Source organism: Bacillus sp. FJAT-27251 (assembly GCF_001273925.1).
Taxonomy (GTDB): Bacteria; Bacillota; Bacilli; order Bacillales; family Cytobacillaceae; genus Mesobacillus_B.
The window spans coordinates 933654-956349 of the sequence record NZ_LIGG01000001.1 but is presented as its reverse complement, the minus strand read 5'-3'; the positions used below and the strand labels follow the sequence as shown (position 1 = coordinate 956349).

Here is a 22696-nt window from a genome sequence, read left to right as displayed (position 1 = left end):
AAAATCGTTGACTGAATGCTCATTCATTATATAATGGTAATATAGGGTATATTCAGAAAATTTTCTTGTTTTAAAATTTTCACCGAAGGACTCAAGATCTTCGCAGAAAGGGGAAAGTGGTATGAACGGTTTGTTGTGGATTAATCTCATTGCGTTCCTTCTTGTAACCGCTTACGCTGTCAGCTTGTTCGTGTATGTGGTCAAAACAAGGATACAGTTCGTCAAGCTTGGCAAGAAGTCCGAGTTTGACTACGCAGTGAAGGAGCGCCTTGAGAGGGTCAAGGTTCAGGTGTTTGGCCAGAAGAAACTGCTGAAGGACAAGAAAAGCGGCATTATCCACGTCATGTTTTTCTATGGATTCATTCTTGTCCAGTTTGGAGCGATTGATTTTATTTGGAAGGGAATCAAGCCGGGGTCGCATCTGCCGCTTGGCCCTTTGTATCCTGGGTTCACGTTCTTCCAGGAAATTGTCACCCTAATCATTCTTGTTGCCGTCGTCTGGGCTTTCCACCGCCGTTATGTGGAAAAACTTGTCCGCCTGAAGCGTGGATTTAAAAACGGTCTTGTCCTGCTGTTCATCGGCGGCCTGATGCTTTCCGTCCTTGTCGGAAACGGAATGGGCATGATCTGGCATGGACATGCAGGCACCTGGACAGAGCCGGTTGCTTCCGTTATTGCCGGAGCTTTCTCCTGGCTGCCGGAAACAGGCGCGATTGCCATTTTCTATATCGCCTGGTGGATCCACCTGCTGTTCCTGCTGGCATTCCTTGTGTATGTGCCGCAGTCCAAGCACGCCCACCTGATCGCCGGCCCGGCCAATGTGTATCTCTCCCGCGTGGACTCCCCGGGGAAAATCACGAAGATCGACTTTGAAGACGAAACCCAGGAAACGTTTGGGGCAGGGAAGATTACCGATTTCAGCCAGGAGCAAATGATCGATTTCTATGCTTGTGTGGAGTGCGGACGCTGTACGAATATGTGTCCGGCAACCGGCACAGGGAAGATGCTCTCGCCGATGGACCTAATCGTCAAATTGCGTGATCACCTCACCTTCCATGGTGCAGCCGTTACTTCAAAGCAGCCATGGGTGCCGACGTTCGCCTTCGCGAATACAAAAGGAAACCAGATTGCGCTATCCGCTTCCGGAGCGGGCGCAGAGGAAGCAGCTGCCGGGCTTGCCTATAACCCAAGCATGATCGGCGATGTGATCACCGAAGAGGAAATCTGGGCCTGTACAACTTGCCGCAACTGTGAAGACCAGTGTCCGGTCATGAACGAGCATGTCGATAAAATCATTGATTTGCGCCGCTACCTTGTCCTGACGGAAGGGAAGATGGATGCCGATGCACAGCGCGCGATGACCAACATCGAACGACAGGGCAATCCATGGGGCCTTAACCGCAAGGAAAAGGAAAACTGGCGCGAGCTGCGCGATGATGTTGTCGTGCCGACGGTAAAAGAAGTGAAGAAGTCCGGCGAAGAGTTTGAATACCTGTTCTGGGTTGGCGCGATGGGTTCCTTCGACAACCGCAGCCAGAAAATCGCCCTCAGCTTTGCGAAGCTTTTAAACGAAGCTGGCGTCAAGTTTGCGATTCTTGGCAACAAGGAAAAGAACTCCGGCGATACGCCAAGGCGTCTTGGCAACGAGTTCCTGTTCCAGGAGCTGGCGACAAAGAACATTGAAGAATTTGAAAAGAACGAAGTGAAGAAGATCGTCACGATCGACCCTCACGCCTACAATATCTTTAAAAACGAGTATCCAGACTTCGGACTGGAAGCGGAAGTATACCATCACACCGAATTGCTGGCGCAGCTGGTGAAGGAAGGGCGACTCGTTCCAAAGCATGCGCTTGATGAAACGATTGCTTTCCATGATTCCTGCTACCTCGGCCGTTACAACGAGGTGTACGATGCGCCTCGTGACATCATCAAGGCGATCCCGGGCGTGAAGCTCAAGGAAATCGAGCGCAACCGCGAAAACGCGATGTGCTGCGGCGCCGGCGGCGGCTTGATGTGGATGGAGGAGGAAACCGGCCACCGCGTCAACGTAGCCCGAACCGAACAGGCATTGGCCGTCAATCCATCGGTCATCTCCTCCGGCTGTCCTTACTGCCTGACGATGCTTTCGGATGGAACAAAAGCGAAGGAAGTCGAAGAAACTGTCGGCACCTATGATGTGGCCGAGCTTCTTGAAAAGTCCGTATTTGGTGAAAAACAGACTTTAGTTTCCTGACAACTTGGAATCAGCGGCGGTATTTTTTCGCCGCTGAATTAATAAATTTTAAAAAAGCGCTTACACATTACTCCCTGGGAGGACGTGTTGGCGCGCTTCGATTCCGAGCGAGCGTTCAGTCAAGTTCCGGCTTGGCTGTATGAAATTTTTAAAAAGGAGCGATGAAAGATGGGGAAAACAGTTATTTTGGCAGGGGCTAGGACGCCTTTCGGGAAACTTGGCGGAAGTCTGAGCAGTTTCACAGCTTCCGAACTTGGCGGCATTGCCATCAAGGAGGCGATCAAGCGGGCTGGCGTGGAGCCGGGTGAGATTGGTGAAGTGCTGCTCGGCAATGTTCTCCAGGGAGGACAGGGGCAGCTTCCGTCCCGCCAGGCTGCAAGGCATGCGGGAATTCCGTGGGAAGTGAAAACCGAGCTGATCAACAAGGTTTGTGCCTCGGGAATGCGCAGCGTCACGCTTGGGGATGTGCTCATCCGTTCCGGCGAGGAAGAAGTGATTGTCGCCGGCGGCATGGAGTCGATGAGCAATGCGCCATACATGCTGCCGAAGGCCCGCTGGGGACTGAGGATGGGCCACGGCGAAGTGAAGGATATGATGGTCCATGACGGGCTGACCTGCTCGTTCACGGGTGTCCATATGGGCACTTACGGAAACGAAACGGCCCGCGAACTGGAAATCAGCCGCGAGGCGCAGGACGAATGGGCGCTGAGAAGCCACCAAAAAGCGGTCGAAGCCATCGAAGCAGGCAGGCTTGCCGAAGAAATCGTCACGGTGGAAGTTCCGCAGCGGAAGGGCGCTCCCTTGCTTGTCGAGCAGGATGAAGCTCCGCGCAAGGATACGGCCATCGAAGTGCTGGCAAAGCTTAAGCCTGTGTTCAACCATGATGGCAGCATCACCGCTGGGAATGCCCCGGGGGTCAACGACGGAGCCGCGGCCCTTGTGCTGATGAGCGAAGAGCGCGCCGAGCGGGAAGGCCGGAAGCCGCAGGCCGTCATTCTGGCCCATGCAGCCCTGGCTGTCGAGGCGAAGGATTTCCCGAAGACACCGGGATTGGTGATCAATGAGCTTTTAAAGAAATCAGGCAAATCGCTTGAGGAAGTCGACCTGTTTGAAATCAATGAAGCCTTTGCGGCGGTTGCACTGGCAAGCGGCCAGATTGCCGGCCTTGATCCTGAAAAGGTAAATGTCAACGGCGGGGCGGTCGCACTGGGGCATCCAATCGGCGCCAGCGGCACAAGAGTCATTTTAACGCTGATGCATGAACTGAAACGCCGCGGAGGCGGTATCGGCATCGCGGCCATCTGCTCAGGCGGCGGCCAGGGAGATGCCATCATGATTGAAGTGCCGAAGAGCTGAACAGTCAGACATATACGCCCATAAATGGAATGATGAAAATAGAAAGGCAGATCGGGCAGGTGCAGCAAGAGGGCGTGCCTGTCCGTCCGTGAGAATTTTACAATTAGGCTGTGTACAGTCCATCTTTGAGTCTTAATCCTGTTGATTGGAGTGGAAGGCGCGAGACTCCTCGAAAATGCTACCGCATTTTCTTCGTGCGTGGGCAAGTTCGAGGAAGCCCATTCAATGTCCTGCGGGAGCAAGGGTCAGGGGAGACCCCGCAGGCGCTTTAAGCGCCGAGGAGGCTCCCCGGGCCGCCCGCGGAAAGCGAAGCGCCTGGAACGGAAATCAACAGTCTAATATAACACAGCCATATATATCAAAGGAGGAATCGGGATGAAAGTTGAAAAAATCATGGTGGTCGGCGCCGGGCAGATGGGCTCGGGCATTGCCCAGGTATGTGCCCAGGCAGGCTATACAGTGACCCTGAACGACCTTAAACAAGAATTTGTCGAACGCGGGCTTGGCGTCATCAACAAAAACCTGTCACGCAATGTCGAAAAAGGCCGCCTCACTGCCGAACAGAAAGAAGAAATCCTCTCAAGAATTACACCATCGACCAGTTTGCAGGATGCCCAGGAAGCAGACCTTGTCATCGAAGCGGCTGTGGAGAACATGGACATCAAAACAAAGGTGTTCGCCCAGCTGGATGAACTTGCCCCTGAACAGACAATCCTTGCCACCAATACATCATCGCTTCCCATTACCGAAATCGCAGCGGCCACCAGCAGGCCGGAAAAAGTCATTGGCATGCATTTCATGAACCCGGTTCCGGTCATGAAGCTTGTCGAAATCATCCGCGGCCTTGCTACGGCTGATGAAGTGTACCAGGAAATTGAAGATATCACCAAAAAAATCGGCAAGGTGCCGGTTGAGGTCAACGACTTTCCGGGTTTTGTTTCGAACCGCATCCTGATGCCAATGATCAATGAAGCCATCTATACCTTGTATGAGGGAGTCGCCACAAAAGAAGCGATTGACGAAGTCATGAAGCTTGGCATGAACCATCCGATGGGGCCGTTGACGCTGGCCGATTTTATCGGGCTCGATACCTGCCTCTATATCATGGAAACCCTGCATGAAGGATTTGGCGACACCAAATACCGGCCATGCCCGCTGCTCCGCAAATATGTAAAGGCCGGCTGGCTCGGGAAGAAATCCGGACGCGGCTTCTATATTTATGAGTAACAGCATTTTATAAAAAAGCTCCACCAGGGAGGAAACAGCCATGAACCTTAGATTCACAGAAGAGCAACAGATGATGCGCAGGATGGTTCGGGATTTTGCGGAAAAGGAAATCGCGCCGTTTGTGGAGGAGATGGAGGATGGAAAGTTTCCGCGCGAGATTGTCAGGAAAATGGGCGAGCTTGGCTTGATGGGGATTCCCATTCCTGAAAAATATGGCGGCTCGGAAATGGATTTCACTTCCTATATCATTGCCATCCATGAGCTGTCCAAAGTGAGTGCGACCGTCGGCGTCATCCTGTCGGTGCATACATCGGTTGGCACCAATCCGATTCTGTATTTCGGGACGGAGGAGCAAAAGCAGAAATATGTGCCAAAGCTTGCTTCCGGAGAATATCTTGGCGCCTTTTGTTTGACAGAGCCAGGCGCTGGCTCCGATGCGGCCAGCCTGAAAACGAAAGCGGAATGGAAGGATGGCCATTATGTGCTGAATGGCTCCAAGGTGTTTATCACCAATGGCGGTGAAGCGGATACGTATATCGTTTTTGCGCGGACCAGCCCGGACGGGGGCTCAAAAGGAATATCCGCTATTATCGTGGAAAAGGGGACGCCGGGGCTTGTGATCGGCAAGGATGAGCATAAAATGGGCCTTCATGGCTCGCGGACGGTCCAGCTGACGTTCGAGGATATGAAAGTGCCGAAGGAAAACCTGCTGGGTGCGGAAGGCGAAGGGTTCAAGATTGCGATGGCCAACCTGGATGCCGGCCGGATTGGCATTGCCGCCCAGGCGCTGGGAATCGCGGAGGCAGCGCTTGAGGCAGCCGCTGGCTATGCGAAAGAGCGCCAGCAGTTCGGAAAGCCAATTGCCCTCCAGCAGGGAGTCGGCTTCAAGCTCGCTGATATGGCGACGGCGGTGGAAGCTTCAAAGCTTCTGGTCTATCAGGCGGCCAGCCTGCGCCAGGAAGGGCTGAAATGCGGCAAGGAAGCGTCCATGGCCAAGCTGTTTGCCTCAAGGACAGCGGTGGAAACGGCGATTGAAGCGGTCCAGGTATTTGGCGGCTATGGCTACACAAAAGAGTATCCAGTCGAGCGCTACTTCCGCGACGCGAAAGTAACCGAGATATACGAAGGAACAAGCGAGATTCAGAGGATTGTGATCAGCAAATTTTTATAGAACGATTTCCCTTGCGTCCTTGTGAGCGAAGAATTGCAGGAGGCATGGAAACTGCGCTAATAGATTCGGTTGGAGAAAAAGGATTGCTTGGGGGCCTTGGTGTTGCGTCACAGAGAGGATTGGCGTAAAAAAGAGTGCTGGGGAGCCCGGAGATTGCGCCAATAGGGCCGATTGACGCAAAAGAGGGTGCTTGGAGGCATGGAAACTGCGCTAATAGATTCGGTTGGAGAAAAAGGATTGCTTGGGGGCCTCGGGGCTGCGTCACAGAGAGGATTGGCGTAAAAAAGAGAGCTTGGGAGTTTGGAAATTGCGCTAATAGGGCCGATTGACGCAAAAGAGGGTGCTTGGATGCCTGGAAATTGCGCTAATAGGGCCGATTGGCGTAAAAGAGGGTGCTTGGATGCCTGGAAATTGCGCTAATAAAGCTGATTGACGTAAAAAAGAGTGCTTGGATGCCAAAAAATTACGCCAATAGGGCCGATTGACGCAAAAAAAGGTTGCTAGGGCCACAGGATTTGCGTCAATAAAGCCTGTTAACGCAAAAAACGGTCGATGGCGGCACGGAATTCACGCTAATACCCCGACCAACTAGCAAAACAGCATTTTAATCGAAAAACAATCATAGAAACTAATCATTGAACAGGAGGAGAATACAATGAATTTCCGTTTAACCGAAGAGCATGAAATGATTCGCAAAATGGTGCGGGATTTTGCCCGGAATGAAGTGGCGCCGAGTGCTGCGGAGCGGGATGAGGAAGAGCGGTTTGACCGCGGGATTTTCAACAAGATGGCGGAGCTGGGATTGACGGGGATTCCGTGGCCGGAAGAGTATGGCGGCATTGGCAGCGACTATCTGGCTTATTGCATCGCGGTCGAAGAGCTGTCGCGCGTCTGTGCGTCGACAGGGGTGACCCTATCTGCCCACACCTCGCTTGCCGGCTGGCCGATCTACAAGTTTGGCAGCGAAGAGCAGAAGCAGAAGTATCTGAAGCCGATGGCCCTGGGAGAGAAGATGGGCGCCTATGGATTGACAGAGCCGGGCAGCGGTTCGGATGCCGGCGGAATGAGGACGACAGCACGTGAAGACGGTGACGATTATATCCTCAATGGCTCGAAGATTTTTATCACCAATGGCGGCGAAGCGGAGATTTATGTCGTGTTCGCGCTGACCGATCCGGAAAGCAAACAGAAAGGAACCACGGCTTTCATTATTGAAAGCGGCTTCCCGGGATTTTCTGTCGGCAAGAAGGAGAAGAAACTGGGAATTCGCTCCTCGCCGACAACGGAGATTATTTTTGAAGACTGCCGCGTGCCGAAGGAAAACGTCCTTGGCAAGGTAGGCGAAGGCTTTAAAATTGCGATGATGACGCTTGATGGCGGCCGGAATGGAATCGCTGCCCAGGCAGTCGGGATTGCCCAGGGAGCCCTTGATGCAGCGGTCGACTATGCGAAGGACCGCCACCAGTTCGGCAAGCCGATTGCTGCCCAGCAGGGAGTCGGTTTCAAGCTGGCCGACATGGCGACGCAAATCGAAGCTTCAAGGCTATTGACCTACCAGGCGGCCTGGCTGGAGTCGGAAGGGCTGCCGTACGGAAAAGAATCGGCCATGTCGAAGTTGCTTGCCGGTGATACCGCGATGAAGGTCACAACTGAGGCTGTCCAGGTATTTGGCGGCTATGGCTATACGAAGGAATATCCGGTCGAGCGCTTTATGCGCGACGCCAAAATCACGCAAATATACGAGGGCACACAGGAAATCCAGCGCCTCGTCATTTCAAGGATGCTGACAAAATAATTGAAAAAGCCATCTTTCAGCGACGAATCACGCGAATAAAAGGGGGGAGATGATGAAAAAGCGTGAAGTGGAGGCTTCAGTCAAGGATGAACGGCTGGTGGTCAAAAGGCGCGACCAGATGATCAAGGGGGCGGTGACCCTTTTTAAACAGAAAGGGTTCCACCGCACCACCACCCGCGAAATCGCACGGGCGGCAGGCTTCAGCATTGGGACGCTGTACGAGTATATCCGCAAGAAGGAAGACATTTTGTACCTTGTGGTCGACAGAATGTACGACCAGATCCGCGAGCGGCTGCAGAAGGACCTCGACACGAACCAGGGGACGGTCGAGGCGCTGAAGCTGAGCATCGCCTATTACTTCCGGGAAATGGCCGATATGCAGGATGAAGTCCTTGTCATGTACCAGGAGGCGAAATCGCTCGGCAAGGATGCCCTCCCGTATGTGCTGAAAAAGGAAATCCAGATGGTCGGCATGTTCGAGAATGTGATTGGGAATTGCGTGAAAAATGGGGAGCTGGACCTCACGGAGCAAGAAGTGAAGCTGATTGCCCACAATATTTTCGTGCAGGGGCAGATGTGGGCCTTCCGCCGCTGGGCGCTCCAGAAGGCGTACAGCCTGGAAGAGTATATCGAATTGCAGCTTGACCTGCTATTTCACGGGATGAAGGAAGGAAAGGTCAAACTAGGAACAGGGGGAGAAGGATGAGGTACGAACCGACACATCATATCCGTTTTGTGACCGCATCAAGCCTGTTTGACGGCCATGATGCGAGCATCAATATCATGCGCAGGATTCTGCAGGCCAATGGTGCGGAAGTCATCCACCTTGGCCACAACCGTTCGGTGGAGGAAGTCGTCAATGCGGCGATCCAGGAGGATGTCCAGGGAATCGCGATTTCTTCCTATCAGGGCGGACATGTGGAATATTTTAAATACATGTACGATCTTCTGCAGGAAAAAGGCGCGGCCCATATCCGCATTTACGGCGGCGGGGGCGGGGKCATCATCCCGCGGGAAATAAAAGAACTGCATGAATACGGCATCGCCAGGATTTTTTCGCCGGAAGACGGCCGGAAGCTTGGCCTTGAAGGCATGATCCAGGAAATGATCAAGGAATGCGACTTTGCGACCGTGAGCCCGGAGGCGGCGAGCGAGCTAGAACAGCTGGAGCGCGGCGATGTCCGCACTGTGGCAAAGCTGATTACGCTGGCCGAGCAGCAGGTCGGTGCCAAAGGAGACGGCGCGGCGGCGGAAACAGCGGCGACCGCTGTGATGGAAAAGGTAAAAAGCATGACGAAGACAGTCCCGGTGGTCGGCATCACGGGCACGGGCGGAGCGGGTAAAAGCTCGCTGACCGATGAACTGATCCGCCGTTTCCTGAATGAGATTCCGGAGAAAAGAGTGGCGATCCTGTCTGTCGACCCGACGAAGCAAAAAACAGGCGGCGCCCTCCTTGGCGACCGGATTCGCATGAATGCGATTTTCTCTCCGCGGGTGTATATGCGAAGCCTGGCCACCCGGAAGGCGAAATCGGAACTTTCGCTGGCGATTCAGGACGCAATTACGGTCACGAAAGCGGCCGGGTTTGATTTGATCATCGTCGAAACGAGCGGAATCGGGCAGGGAGATGCCGGCATCACCGATGTGTGCGATGTGTCATTGTATGTGATGACAAGCGAGTTCGGGGCTCCGTCCCAGCTTGAAAAAATCGACATGATTGATTATGCCGACCTGATCGTCATCAATAAATTTGAGCGCAAAGGCTCGGAGGACGCGAGAAGACAGGTGCAGAAGCAGTACCAGCGCAGCCATGTGCTGTTTGACCGGGACCTTGGCGACATGCCGGTTTACGGAACGATTGCCAGCCAGTTCAATGACCCTGGAACCAATGCACTGTTTGCCGCGCTTGTTGGCAAGCTGAACGAGAAGGCGGACACAAACTGGAAAACCAGCTTTTCGACAGAAGCGGAAGTGGAAAAGCAGAATGTCATCATCCCGGCCGACCGCCGCTACTACCTTCGGGAAATCTCCGAAACCGTCAGGGGCTACCATAAGCTGGCGACACAGCAGGCCGAGCTGGCCCGGCGCCTATTCCAGCTTGAAGGCGCGCTTGAAGCGGTGAAGGAGCAGGGCAATGAGGAGGCGGCTTCCGCTCTGGAAGCCTTAAAGTCCAATGTGGAACAGAAGCTGACGCCGGAGTCGAAAAAAATTCTCGAGAGCTGGGAAAGCCTGAAGGAGAAATATGCGTCCGACTCGTTCGTGACGAAAATCCGCGACAGGGAAATCGTCACGGTGCTTAGGACCACAAGCCTTTCGGGATTGTCGATTCCAAAGGTCTCTCTGCCTAGATACAAGGATTACGGCGAGATTTTGCGCTGGGTGTACCTTGAAAATGTTCCGGGATCTTTCCCTTACACGGCGGGCGTATTCCCGTTCAAGCGCGAAGGTGAAGACCCGAAACGCCAGTTTGCCGGTGAAGGCACTCCGGAGCGGACAAACCGCCGCTTCCATTACCTCTCGAAGGACGATGATGCCAAGCGCCTGAGTACGGCCTTTGATTCGGTAACCCTTTACGGGGAAGACCCGGATTACCGTCCTGACATTTACGGCAAGGTTGGCGAAAGCGGCGTCAGCGTCTGTACGCTTGAGGACATGAAAAAGCTGTATGCTGGCTTTGATTTGTGCCTGCCTTCCACATCCGTCTCGATGACCATCAATGGACCGGCGCCAATCATCCTGGCGATGTTCATGAACACAGCCATCGCCCAGCAGGTGGAAAAGAAGGAAGCCGAGCTTGGCCGGAAGCTGAACGATGAGGAAAACCTCCAGGTGAAAACGTGGACCTTGAGCACGGTACGAGGTACGGTTCAGGCGGATATTTTAAAAGAAGACCAGGGACAGAACACGTGCATCTTCTCGACGGAATTTGCGCTTCGGATGATGGGCGACATCCAGCAGTATTTTATCGACCATAAGGTGCGCAACTATTATTCGGTCTCGATTTCGGGCTACCATATTGCCGAGGCGGGAGCCAACCCGATTTCGCAGCTGGCGTTCACACTCTCCAATGGCTTTACGTATGTGGAGTATTATTTGAGCCGCGGCATGCATATCGACGATTTCGCGCCGAACCTGAGCTTCTTCTTCTCGAACGGCCTGGATCCGGAATATACCGTCATCGGCCGTGTGGCACGCCGCATCTGGGCAACGGTCATGAAGAACAAGTACGGCGGCAATGAGCGGAGCCAGAAGCTGAAGTACCATGTCCAGACGTCGGGACGTTCGCTGCATGCCCAGGAGATCGATTTTAATGATATCAGGACGACGCTTCAGGCGCTGATGGCGCTTCATGACAACTGCAACTCGCTGCATACGAATGCCTATGACGAAGCGATCACGACGCCGACGGAGGAGTCGGTGCGCCGGGCAATGGCGATCCAGATGATCATTACGAAGGAGCACGGATTGACGAAAAACGAAAATCCGCTGCAGGGTTCCTTCATTATTGAAGAACTGACCGACCTTGTCGAAGAGGCGGTGCTGCAGGAATTTGAGCGGATCAATGACCGCGGCGGCGTGCTTGGCGCGATGGAGACACAGTACCAGCGCGGCAAAATCCAGGATGAGTCGATGTACTATGAAATGAAAAAGCATACCGGCGAGCTGCCGATCATCGGCGTGAACACCTATTTGAATCCAAATCCGCCTTCGGAAGAGGATGTCGACAATATGGAGCTGGCGCGGGCAACTAAGGAAGAAAAAGAGCTTCAGATTGCCAATCTCCGCGATTTCCAGGGCAGGAACGCAGACAAGAGCGAGGAAGCCCTGAATAGGCTGAAGCAGGCGGCGGTCAGCGGCGGCAATGTTTTTGAAGAGCTGATGGAAACCGTCCAATACGCCAGCCTCGGCCAAATCACCAGGGCCCTCTACGAAGTGGGCGGCCAGTACCGGCGGAATATGTAAGGAGAAGCCTGCAGTGCGGACTGCAGGCTATTTAATCAAAAAATGTAAGAAGGTTTAAATTCTTGCACATGGAAGACTGTCCAGCTACAGCGCCTAGCCCCTCGAGTCGCTTCGGTCCAGCTGTTGAAGTCAAAAAACGACTTCATCAGCTGGCCCTCCAGCGCTTGTCGGGGCTGACCAAGGCGCTTCCGCTTTTCTTGTAGGGATTTTTATCCAGTATGGTATAATCGATTTCATACATAAGGTTTATGACGGAATAAATGTGGGAAGTGAATGGTTTTGAGACTGCTTTTGACCATAGCCGGCGGGGCCGCTGCACTGGGCATCATGTATTATTTGTATAGCCTGCAGCTTGGCGCGATTTCCTTCTTTTTGCTCGCGCTTTTCTTCTTTATGCTGGCGGTTTCCCTGTTCAGGGGAAAAACGAGAAAAAAAGCCGGAAAGCGATAGAATAAGGTAGCATAAACAGATTGAAATTGTTTATAATGAAGAATATGTCTTTGGAAGGTTTTCCATTATTCGGATTTATGGCCCGCCTTGGGCTTGAATAGAAAGGAAGTGCACGTGTTGAGTTTAAACCAATACTCAAAGGAACAGCTACAGGAATTGTCCTGGATTGAAGCGGCCTATCAGCTTCTTAATGAAAAGAAACAGGCTGTTTCCTTCAAAGAACTAGTCGCAGAAATCATCAGCCTGCTTGACCTTGAAGAGGGTGAAGTTACGGAACAAATGGTGCAATTTTATACTGATATAAATTTGGATGGACGCTTTTTGGGATTGGGTGACAATCGCTGGGGACTCCGGGTATGGTATCCGGTTGACCAGGCAGAGGAAGATACCATCACTCCAGTCAAGCCGCGCAAGAAAAAGGCGAAGAAAGCAGTTGAGGAGGATCTTGAGGACTTCGATGAAATCGAAGATGAAGATCTGGAATACGATGACTTCGATGATGTCGAGGAAGACGACCTTCTCGACGAGGAAGATGACCTCGAAGACGACCTTGATGAGGAAGACGAGGACTTCGAAGACGACGACCTCATCGAAGACGAGGAAGACGAGCTTGAACTCGAAGAGGATGAGCTTGAGGACGAAGAACTTGAGGAAGATGAGCTCGACGACGAAGACCGTTAAAACAGTCTTGACTTTTGAAACGCACGACTGTAGAATCATTTTTGGGCTCCTTTTAAAAGGAACGAGATCGTTATTTATGATGAAACGCTCCCTATACGTTGTATGAGGGGCGTTTTTTTTATTTTTCCCACATAAAAGAAATAGTGCTAATTGGTGAAACAAAGGAAGTCAAATGGCGCAAACTGTTGTAAAAGAGGAGGAGCAACATGACAAAATATATTTTCGTGACTGGCGGAGTGGTTTCGTCACTAGGAAAAGGGATTACGGCCGCATCTCTCGGCAGATTGCTGAAAAACAGGGGTTTGAAGGTGACAATCCAGAAATTTGATCCATATATCAACGTCGACCCAGGTACGATGAGCCCTTACCAGCATGGTGAAGTATTCGTCACCGATGATGGTGCCGAGACGGACCTTGACCTTGGCCATTATGAGCGTTTTATCGATATCAACTTGAATAAGTATTCCAATGTGACAACAGGGAAAGTGTACTCCACCGTCCTCAAAAAGGAACGCCGCGGCGATTATCTTGGAGGAACAGTCCAGGTCATCCCGCATATCACCAATGAAATCAAGGACAAGGTGTTCCGCGCCGGCAAGGAAACGGGAGCGGATGTTGTCATCACTGAAATTGGCGGTACAGTAGGGGATATTGAATCCCTTCCATTCCTTGAAGCCATTCGCCAGATCAAGAGTGACATCGGCACAAACAATGTGATGTACATACATTGTACGCTTGTTCCTTATATCCGCGCGGCCGGAGAATTGAAAACAAAGCCGACCCAGCACAGCGTAAAAGAACTTCGCAGCCTTGGCATCCAGCCGAATGCGATTGTGCTGCGTACGGAAATGCCGATCTCCCAGGATATGAAGGATAAAATTGCCTTATTCTGCGATATCGACAAGGAAGCGGTCATCGAGTGCCCGGACGCCGATACGCTTTACTCCATTCCGCTGATGCTCCAGGATCAAAACCTTGATTCGATTGTCTGCCGCCATTTGCAGCTGCAATGTGCAGATGCCGATATGGAAGAGTGGAAAATCCTTGTGGACAAGGTCCAGAACTTGTCCAAGACGACCCGCATCGCGCTTGTCGGAAAATATGTTGAGCTTCAGGATGCGTATATTTCGGTAGTGGAATCCCTGCGCCATGCCGGCTATGCCTTTGACAGCGAAATTGAGATCAAATGGGTGAATTCCGAAGAAGTGACTTCTGAAAATGTCGAAGAGCTTCTTAGCGATGCGAACGGAATCCTTGTTCCTGGCGGCTTTGGCGATCGCGGCATCGAAGGAAAGATCCTGGCGATCCAGTATGCGCGTGAACAGAAAGTGCCATTCTTCGGCATCTGCCTGGGCATGCAGCTTGCGTCCGTGGAATATGCCCGCAATGTGCTTGGCCTGAAAGGCGCGCATTCTGCTGAAATCATGCCGGAAACGCCATACCCGATCATCGACCTTCTGCCAGAGCAAAAGGACATCGAAGATTTGGGCGGCACATTGCGCCTGGGACTGTACCCGTGCAAATTGGCTCCTGAAACAAAATCAGCAGCTGCCTACGGCGACACGGTGGTCTATGAACGCCATCGCCATCGCTACGAATTCAACAATGAATACCGCGAGCAGATGGAAGAAGCTGGCTTCGTATTCTCCGGAACTAGCCCGAACGGCCGTCTGGTCGAGATCATCGAAGTGAAAGACCATCCATGGTTCGTGGCCTGCCAGTTCCATCCGGAATTCATCTCAAGGCCAACCCGCCCGCAGCCATTGTTCCGCGACTTTGTTGAAGCATCAATGAAGATGGGCGAATAGGAAAGAACGCTCCGGCCAGTGGCTGGGGCGTTTTTTATGGGTTGGGTGTTAAATCGAGGAGAATTGGCAAATCAGGATTAAGTGGAGGCAAATCAGGATTATATCGGGGTAAATCAGGATTATACCATGGCATATCAGGATTATATCGAGTTATATCAGGATTATATCATGGCACATCAGGATTACATCATGGCAAATCAGCATTAAATCGAGAAATAAGGAATATACCAGGTGCACTCAATCCCAAAAAACAAAAAATCCCCGCTGATAGGGGATTTTCCATCATTCTTCATACTCTGCCAGCATCTCATCAATGATAAATTTGAAGCCGTAATAGACGAATAAGGCAGCCATGGATGATGGCAGGGCAAAGCGTCCGCCGGTTTCATCGGGGAGCATGCCCTTCGTGAGCTTCAGGTCGACATGGACATCGGCCAGTGCTTCAAGTCCGGGCTCGTCACCGGCCACAACAGTGGATGCCGCGGCAAACGGGATGAAGCTGTCAGACAGTTTTTGCGCAATCGCAAGGGCTTCAGGGTCATTCGAATAGCGGGCAAACATCAGCACCCGGTCTGCGGATGTCACTTTTTCGGCATCGAATACGGCCGCACCGGCCAATGGTTCGGCTCCATGGACGGCTTCAAGATGGACGGCTGCCATCTCGCCTGTACCGTAAATATAGATCGTTCCCTGTCCGGCCGCAGCCTGGGCCAGAAGCCTTGCTCCGTCCTCAAGGGCAAACTCCTCCTGCTCCTGCAGCCTCTTGAACAGGCCGGAAAGCTGGGTTGTGAACATTTTTAACATACAATCGCCTCCAAACATGATTATAATGCCCAGAATCCCTGTGGTAAAATAATCATGGTTCCCGAAGGAAAATTTGCCAATTAGGAAGGATTTTTGACATGGGAAGCAGAAAAGGATAGTAGGCAGAAAGATAAACTAACTGAAATGGTGGGGAAAAGCGGCATGAAAGAAAAAATACTGATTGTTGACGACCAGTTTGGCATTCGCATCTTGCTCAACGAAGTGCTGCAAAAGGAGGGCTACCAGACTTACCAGGCCGCTAATGGCGTCCAGGCTCTGGAAATTGTGAACCAGGATACACCGGACCTTGTCCTGCTCGACATGAAAATCCCAGGAATGGATGGGATCGAGATTCTAAAAAGGATGAAGGTGATTGAGCCGAATATCCGCGTCATTATCATGACGGCCTACGGTGAACTCGACATGATCCAGGAAGCCATGAACCTTGGTGCCCTGACCCATTTCGCCAAGCCTTTTGATATTGATGATATCCGGGCGGCTGTAAGACAATATCTGCAAGTTGTTAAGTAATTTCATATACATATTTAAGAGAGCCCGCTCACGAGATCGCTAGAGCGGGTTTGCCATTTTACGGGGTACTAAAATAACGGAATAATCTGTAAAATGGGAGCGCTCACTATATAGCATTTTTATGACAGCCTCAAAAAACGTGCATCTGCAATGGCTTTTCTCGATTTCTTTTGATATGATAACTAATGAATTCCACAAGATCTCCCCGGTTTGACAAATGCATCTTCGGGTACATAAACAACAGCGCAGAAGGCAAACCTTTTAATGGAAGTCTGGTCTAATCCGAGAAGGCGATCTTAAGAAGGAGGAAAAATCATGCCATTAGTTTCAATGACAGAAATGCTGAAAAAAGCAAATGCGGAAGGATATGCAGTAGGTCAGTTCAACTTGAACAACCTTGAGTTCACTCAAGCAATCCTGCAGGCAGCTGAAGAAGAGAAGTCTCCGGTCATCCTTGGCGTATCCGAGGGTGCTGCACGTTATATGGGCGGATTCAAAACCGTTGTCAAAATGGTTGAAGGCCTTATGGAAGACTACGGAACAACTGTACCTGTAGCGATTCACCTTGACCATGGTTCAAGCTTCGACAAGTGTAAAGCAGCGATTGATGCCGGATTTACTTCCGTTATGATCGACGCTTCCCACCATGCATTCGAAGAAAACATCGAAATCACTTCCAAAGTGGTTGAGTACGCTCATTCCAAGGGTGTTTCCGTTGAAGCGGAACTTGGAGTAGTCGGCGGACAGGAAGACGATGTCGTCGCTGATGGCGTTATTTATGCCGATGTAAAAGAATGTGAAGAGCTTGTTAAACGCACAGGCATCGACTGCCTGGCTCCAGCACTTGGTTCCGTTCACGGACCATACAAAGGCGAACCGAACCTTGGCTTCAAGGAAATGGAAGAAATCAACACTGTCGCTGGTGTACCTCTCGTCCTTCACGGCGGAACAGGAATCCCGACACATGACATCCAAAAGTCGATTTCTTTTGGAACAGCTAAAATCAACGTGAACACTGAAAACCAAATCGCTTCTGCGAAGGCTGTCCGTGAAACATTGGCTGCCAAGCCTGAAGAGTACGACCCACGCAAATACCTTGGACCAGCTCGCGACGCAATTAAAGCGACAGTACAAGGAAAAATGCGCGAATTCGGTTCTTCAAACAGAGCGTAATTAGAAAAGCGGAAGCGCCTTGCTAGGCGCTGGAGCTGGACAGTAATCTAAGTGCAGAACTTATACTGTCTTTACCTTTTAAGTTTGGGACAAACCGCCTTCAAAAGGCGGTTTTCCTTCATTAAAATGTGAAGGCGCTTACCGGGCAGGGGATGGCGGCGGCCACAATGGCATGGACCGTACAAAAAGGTCCATGCCATTGAAGCCGTATTCATCATTGTGAAAACTTTCAGGTTCCATTACAATTATATGGGAAAATCGTGTAAACTAAGAGAATGGAATCCTGCTGGATTATTTGTTTATTTGTTGGTAAATACTGCCTATAAGGATTGTTTTCGCCGTCCGTACGATAAAAAAGGGTTTGGGACAAGCCCTTGTCTTGGCCTTCTATTTGGAGGTTCAGCATCTACATCATCGTCTAGAAGGGAGTCAAAAATGGAAAAGCTCAAAATTGCAGGCGGATATCCCCTAAAAGGGACTGTTCGAGTCAGCGGTGCCAAGAACAGCGCAGTGGCGCTGATCCCGGCAACCATTTTAGCCGATTCACCTGTTACGATTGAAGGTTTGCCAGACATTTCCGATGTTCATATGTTGAGGGCTTTGCTAGAGGAAATTGGCGGTTCTGCTACTTTCACAGACAACGAGATGACGGTCGATCCGTCTTCCATGATTTCCATGCCTCTTCCAAATGGAAGGGTAAAAAAACTGAGAGCCTCCTACTACCTGATGGGAGCCATGCTTGGCCGCTTTAAAAAAGCGGTGATTGGCCTGCCAGGGGGCTGTTATCTGGGCCCAAGGCCGATCGACCAGCATATCAAGGGGTTTGAAGCGCTTGGTGCCAGCGTCACCAATGAGCAGGGCGCCATTTACCTGCGCGCCGATGAGCTGCGGGGGGCAAGGATCTATCTGGATGTGGTCTCTGTCGGGGCGACGATCAACATCATGCTTGCCGCGGTAAGGGCCAAGGGAAGAACGGTCATTGAAAATGCGGCCAAGGAGCCGGAAATCATTGATGTCGCAACGCTTCTGACCAATATGGGCGCCAAGATCAAAGGAGCCGGAACCGATGTGATCCGCATTGACGGTGTCGACCAGCTGCATGGCTGCCGGCATACCATCATTCCGGACCGGATTGAAGCGGGCACCTACATGATCCTCGCGGCCGCTGCCGGGAAGGGCATCACCATCGACAATGTGATTCCCCAGCACCTTGAGTCGCTGATTGCGAAGCTTAAGGAAATGGGTGTCCCAGTCGAAGCGCAGGATGACCAAGTGTTTGTCGGACACGCTGAACAGCTGACCGCCGTCGATGTGAAGACGCTGGTGTATCCAGGCTTCGCCACGGACCTTCAGCAGCCGTTCACTGCGCTGCTGACCCGCGCCGAAGGCTCAAGCGTCGTGACCGATACCATTTATGGAGCGCGGTTCAAGCATATTGACGAGCTGCGGCGGATGAACGCCAACATCAAGGTGGAGGGCCGCTCCGCAATCATCAACGGCGGCGGCCAGCTGCAGGGAGCAAAGGTGAAGGCGAGCGACCTGCGCGCAGGGGCAGCCTTGGTGATTGCGGGTTTGATGGCCGAAGGAATCACTGAAATCACGGGCCTTGAGCATATCGACCGGGGCTACAGCAATTTGGTTGAAAAGCTGAACGGGCTTGGCGCGACGGCCTGGCGTGAGCAGCTGTCACAAGAAGAGCTTGAACAAATGAAGAATGCCTAGAAAGATGACAGACTAAAAAGAGACAAGGGGAGAAAACCGATGGAGAGAAGTTTATCAATGGAGCTTGTCCGCGTTACCGAGGCTGCAGCACTGGCTTCCGCGCGCTGGATGGGCCGCGGCAAAAAAGACGAAGCCGACGGAGCAGCAACCGAGGCCATGAGGGATGTATTTGACACAGTTCCAATGAAAGGCACGGTTGTCATCGGTGAAGGGGAAATGGATGAAGCGCCGATGCTCTATATCGGGGAAAAGCTGGGGACAGGCTATGGCCCGCGCGTGGATGTAGCGGTCGACCCGGTTGAAGGGACGAACATCGTCGCTTCCGGAGGCTGGAATGCCCTTGCTGTCCTGGCAGTGGCCGACCATGGCAACCTGCTTCATGCCCCGGACATGTACATGGAGAAAATCGCCGTCGGACCCGAAGCGGTCGGCATGATCGATATCAACGCTTCCATTCTTGATAACCTGAAGGCGGTCGCCAAGGCCAAGAACAAGGATATCGAGGATGTCGTGGCGACGGTATTGAACAGGCCGCGCCATGAGCATATCATTGCCCAGATCCGCGAAGCCGGCGCCCGCATCAAGCTGATTGAGGACGGCGACGTGGCCGGGGCCATGAACACGGCGTTTGATTTTACCGGTGTCGATATCCTCTTCGGTTCAGGCGGAGCTCCAGAAGGCGTCCTCTCGGCGGTTGCGCTGAAATGCCTTGGCGGTGAGATCCAGGGCAAGCTCTTGCCCCAGAACGATGCCGAGCTGCAGCGCTGCATCAGCATGGGCATCGATGTCCACAAAGTGCTCCTGATGGAAGACCTTGTCAAAGGCGATGATGCCATCTTTGCAGCCACTGGGGTCACCGACGGCGAAATGCTGAAGGGCGTCCAGTTCAAGGGCCATGTGGCGACGACCCATTCGATCGTCATGCGTGCGAAGTCCGGAACCGTCCGGTTTGTCGAAGGGCAGCACAGCCTGAAGAAAAAACCGAACCTTGTCATCAAGTAAACCAGGCATGCTCCCTTTTCCACCGTGGAAAAGGGAGTCTATTTACACTGAAATAAAATTTGCGTCTGTTTAATACTAAAGGTAAAATGGTATAGTCTCTTAGAGGAAAACTTCAAACTATCTTTCAAAACAATCCTTCTAACAACCTTCAGTGGAAACTCTTTTCTTCTTTTTCCATCCATAGCAATAGAACTCAAACAATTTTTCAACAGTCTTTATGGAGGAAATCGAAATACTATTAAGTGTGGTGACGATATGGAAGTCAATATTTCCAGTTTGGAAAATATGAAATTAAAAGAGCTGTACGAGCTGGCACGTGAATATAAGGTGTCCTACTACAGCAAATTATCGAAAAAAGAGCTCATCTTCGCGATTTTAAAAGCGCGGGCCGAGCAGCAGGGGTACTTCTTCATGGAAGGTGTGCTTGAGATCATCCAGTCGGAGGGCTTCGGCTTCCTGCGCCCGATCAACTACTCGCCAAGCTCCGAGGATATCTACATATCCGCCTCGCAGATCCGCCGGTTCGACCTGAGGAACGGGGACAAGGTTTCCGGGAAAGTGCGTCCGCCAAAAGAGAATGAGCGCTATTTCGGACTGCTTCAGGTGGAAGCGGTCAATGGCGACGATCCGGAATCGGCGAAGGAGCGCGTCCATTTCCCTGGGCTCACACCGCTGTATCCGGACCGCCAGATGAAGCTTGAAACAACAACGAAGCATGTTTCGACCCGGATCATGGACCTGCTCGCCCCTGTCGGCTTTGGCCAGCGCGGATTGATTGTCGCGCCGCCAAAGGCAGGGAAGACAATGCTGATCAAGGAAATCGCCAACAGCATCACGACCAACCATCCGGAAGCGGAACTCATCGTGCTTCTAATCGACGAGCGTCCGGAAGAAGTGACTGATATTGAACGTTCGGTAGCCGGCGATGTCGTCAGCTCGACGTTCGACGAAGTGCCTGAAAACCACATCAAGGTAGCCGAGCTTGTGCTGGAAAGGGCGATGCGCCTTGTCGAGCATAAGCGCGATGTCATCATCCTGATGGACAGCATCACCCGCCTGGCGCGCGCCTATAACCTGGTGATACCGCCAAGCGGCCGGACGCTTTCCGGGGGGATTGACCCGGCGGCATTCCACCGTCCCAAGCGCTTCTTCGGAGCTGCCCGGAATATCGAGGAAGGCGGCAGCCTGACCATCCTTGCGACTGCGCTTGTCGATACAGGCTCGCGCATGGACGATGTCATCTACGAGGAGTTCAAGGGAACAGGAAACATGGAATTGCATCTTGACCGCTCGCTTGCGGAAAGAAGAATCTTCCCGGCCATCGACATCCGCCGTTCCGGAACACGGAAGGAAGAGCTGCTTATTCCGAAAGAGCATCTTGACAAGCTGTGGGCGATCCGCAAATCGATGTCCGACACTCCGGACTTTGTGGAGAAATTCATGCGCAGGCTGAAGCAGACGAAGTCGAATGAGGAATTCTTCTCGATGCTCGCCGAAGAAATGAAGGCAGGAAACAAGCGCCCAATTTAATTGGATTGGATAAAAAAACCATCTTGATTATTTGAAATAGGCTTGTTATAATAATTCCAGTGTGCTTTTAATGATTGCGGAGGCCAATTAGCCCCGTACAATATAACTCTGTCTCGCATATGATTCAGGGCAAAAGGAGATGAAAGGGAATGAAGACAGGAATTCATCCAAATTACAAGACTATCACGGTTACTTGCGCATGCGGAAACACTTTCGAAACTGGTTCTGTAAAGAACGAGCTTCGCGTTGAAACTTGCTCCGAGTGCCATCCATTCTATACTGGACGTCAGAAATTTGCTGAAGCAGGCGGACGTGTCGACCGCTTCAACAAGAAATACGGCCTTAAGAACCAACAGCAATAATGTGAAGAAAACAGGCAAGAGCACCATTACTTGCCTGTTTTTTATTTCGCAAACTCTTTGCTCCTGATGCGACCTACATATCGTAATTTGGGGATACTATGGAAATTGAAATGCAAGGAAGGAGAGGCCTTGATGTATGTGATGAAACACAGCGGCTGGGTTGAATTGATTTGCGGCAGCATGTTCTCCGGCAAATCCGAAGAGTTGATCCGCCGCGTGAGGCGGACTCAGTTTGCCAAGCAGAAAGTCGCCGTTTTTAAACCGTTGCTTGATAACCGCTACAGCGAAGAAGCTGTCGTCTCCCATAATGGAACTTCTGTCATCGCCAAGCCAGTGGCACGGTCGGCTGACATTTTCCAGCTTGTCACACCGGATATTGACGTCATTGCCATTGACGAAGCCCAGTTTTTCGACGAGGAAATCGTCCAGGTCGCCCAGCATTTGGCCAACAGCGGCCATCGCGTTATTCTCGCCGGACTCGATCAGGATTTCCGCGGCGAACCGTTCGGCCAAATGCCGGCATTGATGGCAATAGCGGAGCAAGTAACCAAACTCCAAGCCGTGTGTGCTGTCTGCGGATCACCAGCAAGCCGCACCCAGCGGCTCATCAACGGCAAACCGGCCGCCTACGATGAGCCCATCATTCTCGTCGGCGCCTCCGAAGCCTACGAACCACGCTGCCGGCACCACCACGAAGTGCCAAAGGCACCCAACGAACTCGAGCTCACAACAAAGAGCGACAGCTTGACATAATTGTATTTAAAGCCAGCCCTGTGCGTGTGAGCAGGGCTGGCTTTTTTGAATTGTTGGGAAGTTTTATTAGCGGGAAAGGCGATTCTATTGTCCGGAACCGAGCTTCTATTAGCGGGAAACCCAGTTCTATTGTCC

Annotated in this window: 19 protein-coding genes; 18 read left to right on the top strand and 1 reads right to left on the bottom strand. The window is 52.0% G+C overall.

The features are described 5' to 3' along the window. Positions 1–121: 121 nt before the first annotated feature. The 11 genes from ADU22_RS04440 to ADU22_RS25375 all read left to right on the top strand — a co-directional run bounded on the left by ADU22_RS04440 (position 122) and on the right by ADU22_RS25375 (position 14891). Positions 122–2233: a (Fe-S)-binding protein gene (locus ADU22_RS04440; RefSeq protein WP_053361097.1), complete on the top strand. Its 2112-nt coding sequence runs from the start codon at positions 122–124 to the stop codon at positions 2231–2233. A 168-nt stretch (positions 2234–2401) separates the two neighbouring features. After that, positions 2402–3589 carry an acetyl-CoA C-acetyltransferase gene (locus ADU22_RS04435; RefSeq protein WP_053361096.1) on the top strand — a complete coding sequence of 396 codons (1188 nt, stop codon included), beginning with the start codon at positions 2402–2404 and terminating at the stop codon, positions 3587–3589. 375 nt (positions 3590–3964) lie between these two features. Then, positions 3965–4816 (top strand): 3-hydroxybutyryl-CoA dehydrogenase, encoded by an 852-nt coding sequence (locus ADU22_RS04430; RefSeq protein WP_053361095.1) that lies wholly within the window; start codon positions 3965–3967, stop codon positions 4814–4816. Between the two features lie 40 nt (positions 4817–4856). Next, positions 4857–5987 (top strand): acyl-CoA dehydrogenase, encoded by a 1131-nt coding sequence (locus ADU22_RS04425; RefSeq protein WP_053361094.1) that lies wholly within the window; start codon positions 4857–4859, stop codon positions 5985–5987. 655 nt (positions 5988–6642) lie between these two features. Beyond that, entirely contained in the window at positions 6643–7782 is a 1140-nt protein-coding gene (locus tag ADU22_RS04420) for an acyl-CoA dehydrogenase (RefSeq protein WP_053361093.1), read from the top strand. Positions 7783–7834: 52 nt separating this feature from the next. Continuing rightward, on the top strand, positions 7835–8488 hold the full coding sequence (locus ADU22_RS04415; protein WP_053361092.1) for a TetR/AcrR family transcriptional regulator: 654 nt from the start codon (positions 7835–7837) through the stop codon (positions 8486–8488). Further along, positions 8485–11745 (top strand): fused isobutyryl-CoA mutase/GTPase IcmF, encoded by a 3261-nt coding sequence (icmF, locus tag ADU22_RS04410; RefSeq protein WP_053361091.1) that lies wholly within the window; start codon positions 8485–8487, stop codon positions 11743–11745. Before ADU22_RS04415 ends, icmF begins: the two co-directional genes overlap by 4 nt. A gap of 273 nt (positions 11746–12018) precedes the next feature. Then, positions 12019–12195 carry a hypothetical protein gene (locus tag ADU22_RS24905; protein ID WP_197280019.1) on the top strand — a complete coding sequence of 59 codons (177 nt, stop codon included), beginning with the start codon at positions 12019–12021 and terminating at the stop codon, positions 12193–12195. A gap of 117 nt (positions 12196–12312) precedes the next feature. Beyond that, entirely contained in the window at positions 12313–12876 is a 564-nt protein-coding gene (gene rpoE / locus ADU22_RS04405; protein ID WP_053361090.1) for a DNA-directed RNA polymerase subunit delta, read from the top strand. Between the two features lie 206 nt (positions 12877–13082). Then, complete coding sequence (gene pyrG, locus ADU22_RS04400; protein ID WP_053361089.1) at positions 13083–14684, top strand: CTP synthase; 1602 nt, start codon at positions 13083–13085, stop codon at positions 14682–14684. Between the two features lie 81 nt (positions 14685–14765). Then, positions 14766–14891, top strand: coding sequence for a hypothetical protein (locus ADU22_RS25375; protein ID WP_286132259.1), 126 nt, complete (start codon positions 14766–14768; stop codon positions 14889–14891). A 75-nt stretch (positions 14892–14966) separates the two neighbouring features. On the opposite strand, the gene ADU22_RS04395 is transcribed toward ADU22_RS25375, so the two are convergent. Then, the gene (locus ADU22_RS04395) at positions 14967–15488 is read right to left on the bottom strand and encodes a DUF2529 domain-containing protein (protein WP_053361088.1); all 522 of its coding nucleotides are present in this window, start codon (positions 15486–15488) and stop codon (positions 14967–14969) included. Positions 15489–15650: 162 nt separating this feature from the next. On the opposite strand from ADU22_RS04395, the gene ADU22_RS04390 reads away from it, so the two are divergent. The 7 genes from ADU22_RS04390 to ADU22_RS04360 all read left to right on the top strand — a co-directional run bounded on the left by ADU22_RS04390 (position 15651) and on the right by ADU22_RS04360 (position 22561). Further along, positions 15651–16019 carry a response regulator gene (locus ADU22_RS04390; protein ID WP_046523786.1) on the top strand — a complete coding sequence of 123 codons (369 nt, stop codon included), beginning with the start codon at positions 15651–15653 and terminating at the stop codon, positions 16017–16019. A 315-nt stretch (positions 16020–16334) separates the two neighbouring features. Further along, positions 16335–17192 carry a class II fructose-bisphosphate aldolase gene (locus ADU22_RS04385; protein WP_053361087.1) on the top strand — a complete coding sequence of 286 codons (858 nt, stop codon included), beginning with the start codon at positions 16335–16337 and terminating at the stop codon, positions 17190–17192. 435 nt (positions 17193–17627) lie between these two features. Next, a complete protein-coding gene (gene murA, locus ADU22_RS04380; RefSeq protein ID WP_053361086.1) occupies positions 17628–18914 on the top strand; it encodes a UDP-N-acetylglucosamine 1-carboxyvinyltransferase in 1287 nt (428 codons plus the stop codon). Positions 18915–18953: 39 nt separating this feature from the next. Continuing rightward, positions 18954–19916, top strand: a complete 963-nt coding sequence (gene glpX, locus ADU22_RS04375; protein WP_053361085.1) for a class II fructose-bisphosphatase — start codon at positions 18954–18956, stop codon at positions 19914–19916. Positions 19917–20171: 255 nt separating this feature from the next. Next, a complete protein-coding gene (gene rho, locus ADU22_RS04370) occupies positions 20172–21446 on the top strand; it encodes a transcription termination factor Rho (RefSeq protein WP_053361084.1) in 1275 nt (424 codons plus the stop codon). A gap of 149 nt (positions 21447–21595) precedes the next feature. Next, on the top strand, positions 21596–21808 hold the full coding sequence (gene rpmE, locus ADU22_RS04365; protein WP_053361083.1) for a 50S ribosomal protein L31: 213 nt from the start codon (positions 21596–21598) through the stop codon (positions 21806–21808). A gap of 132 nt (positions 21809–21940) precedes the next feature. Next, positions 21941–22561, top strand: coding sequence for a thymidine kinase (locus ADU22_RS04360; protein WP_046523781.1), 621 nt, complete (start codon positions 21941–21943; stop codon positions 22559–22561). Positions 22562–22696: the final 135 nt, after the last annotated feature.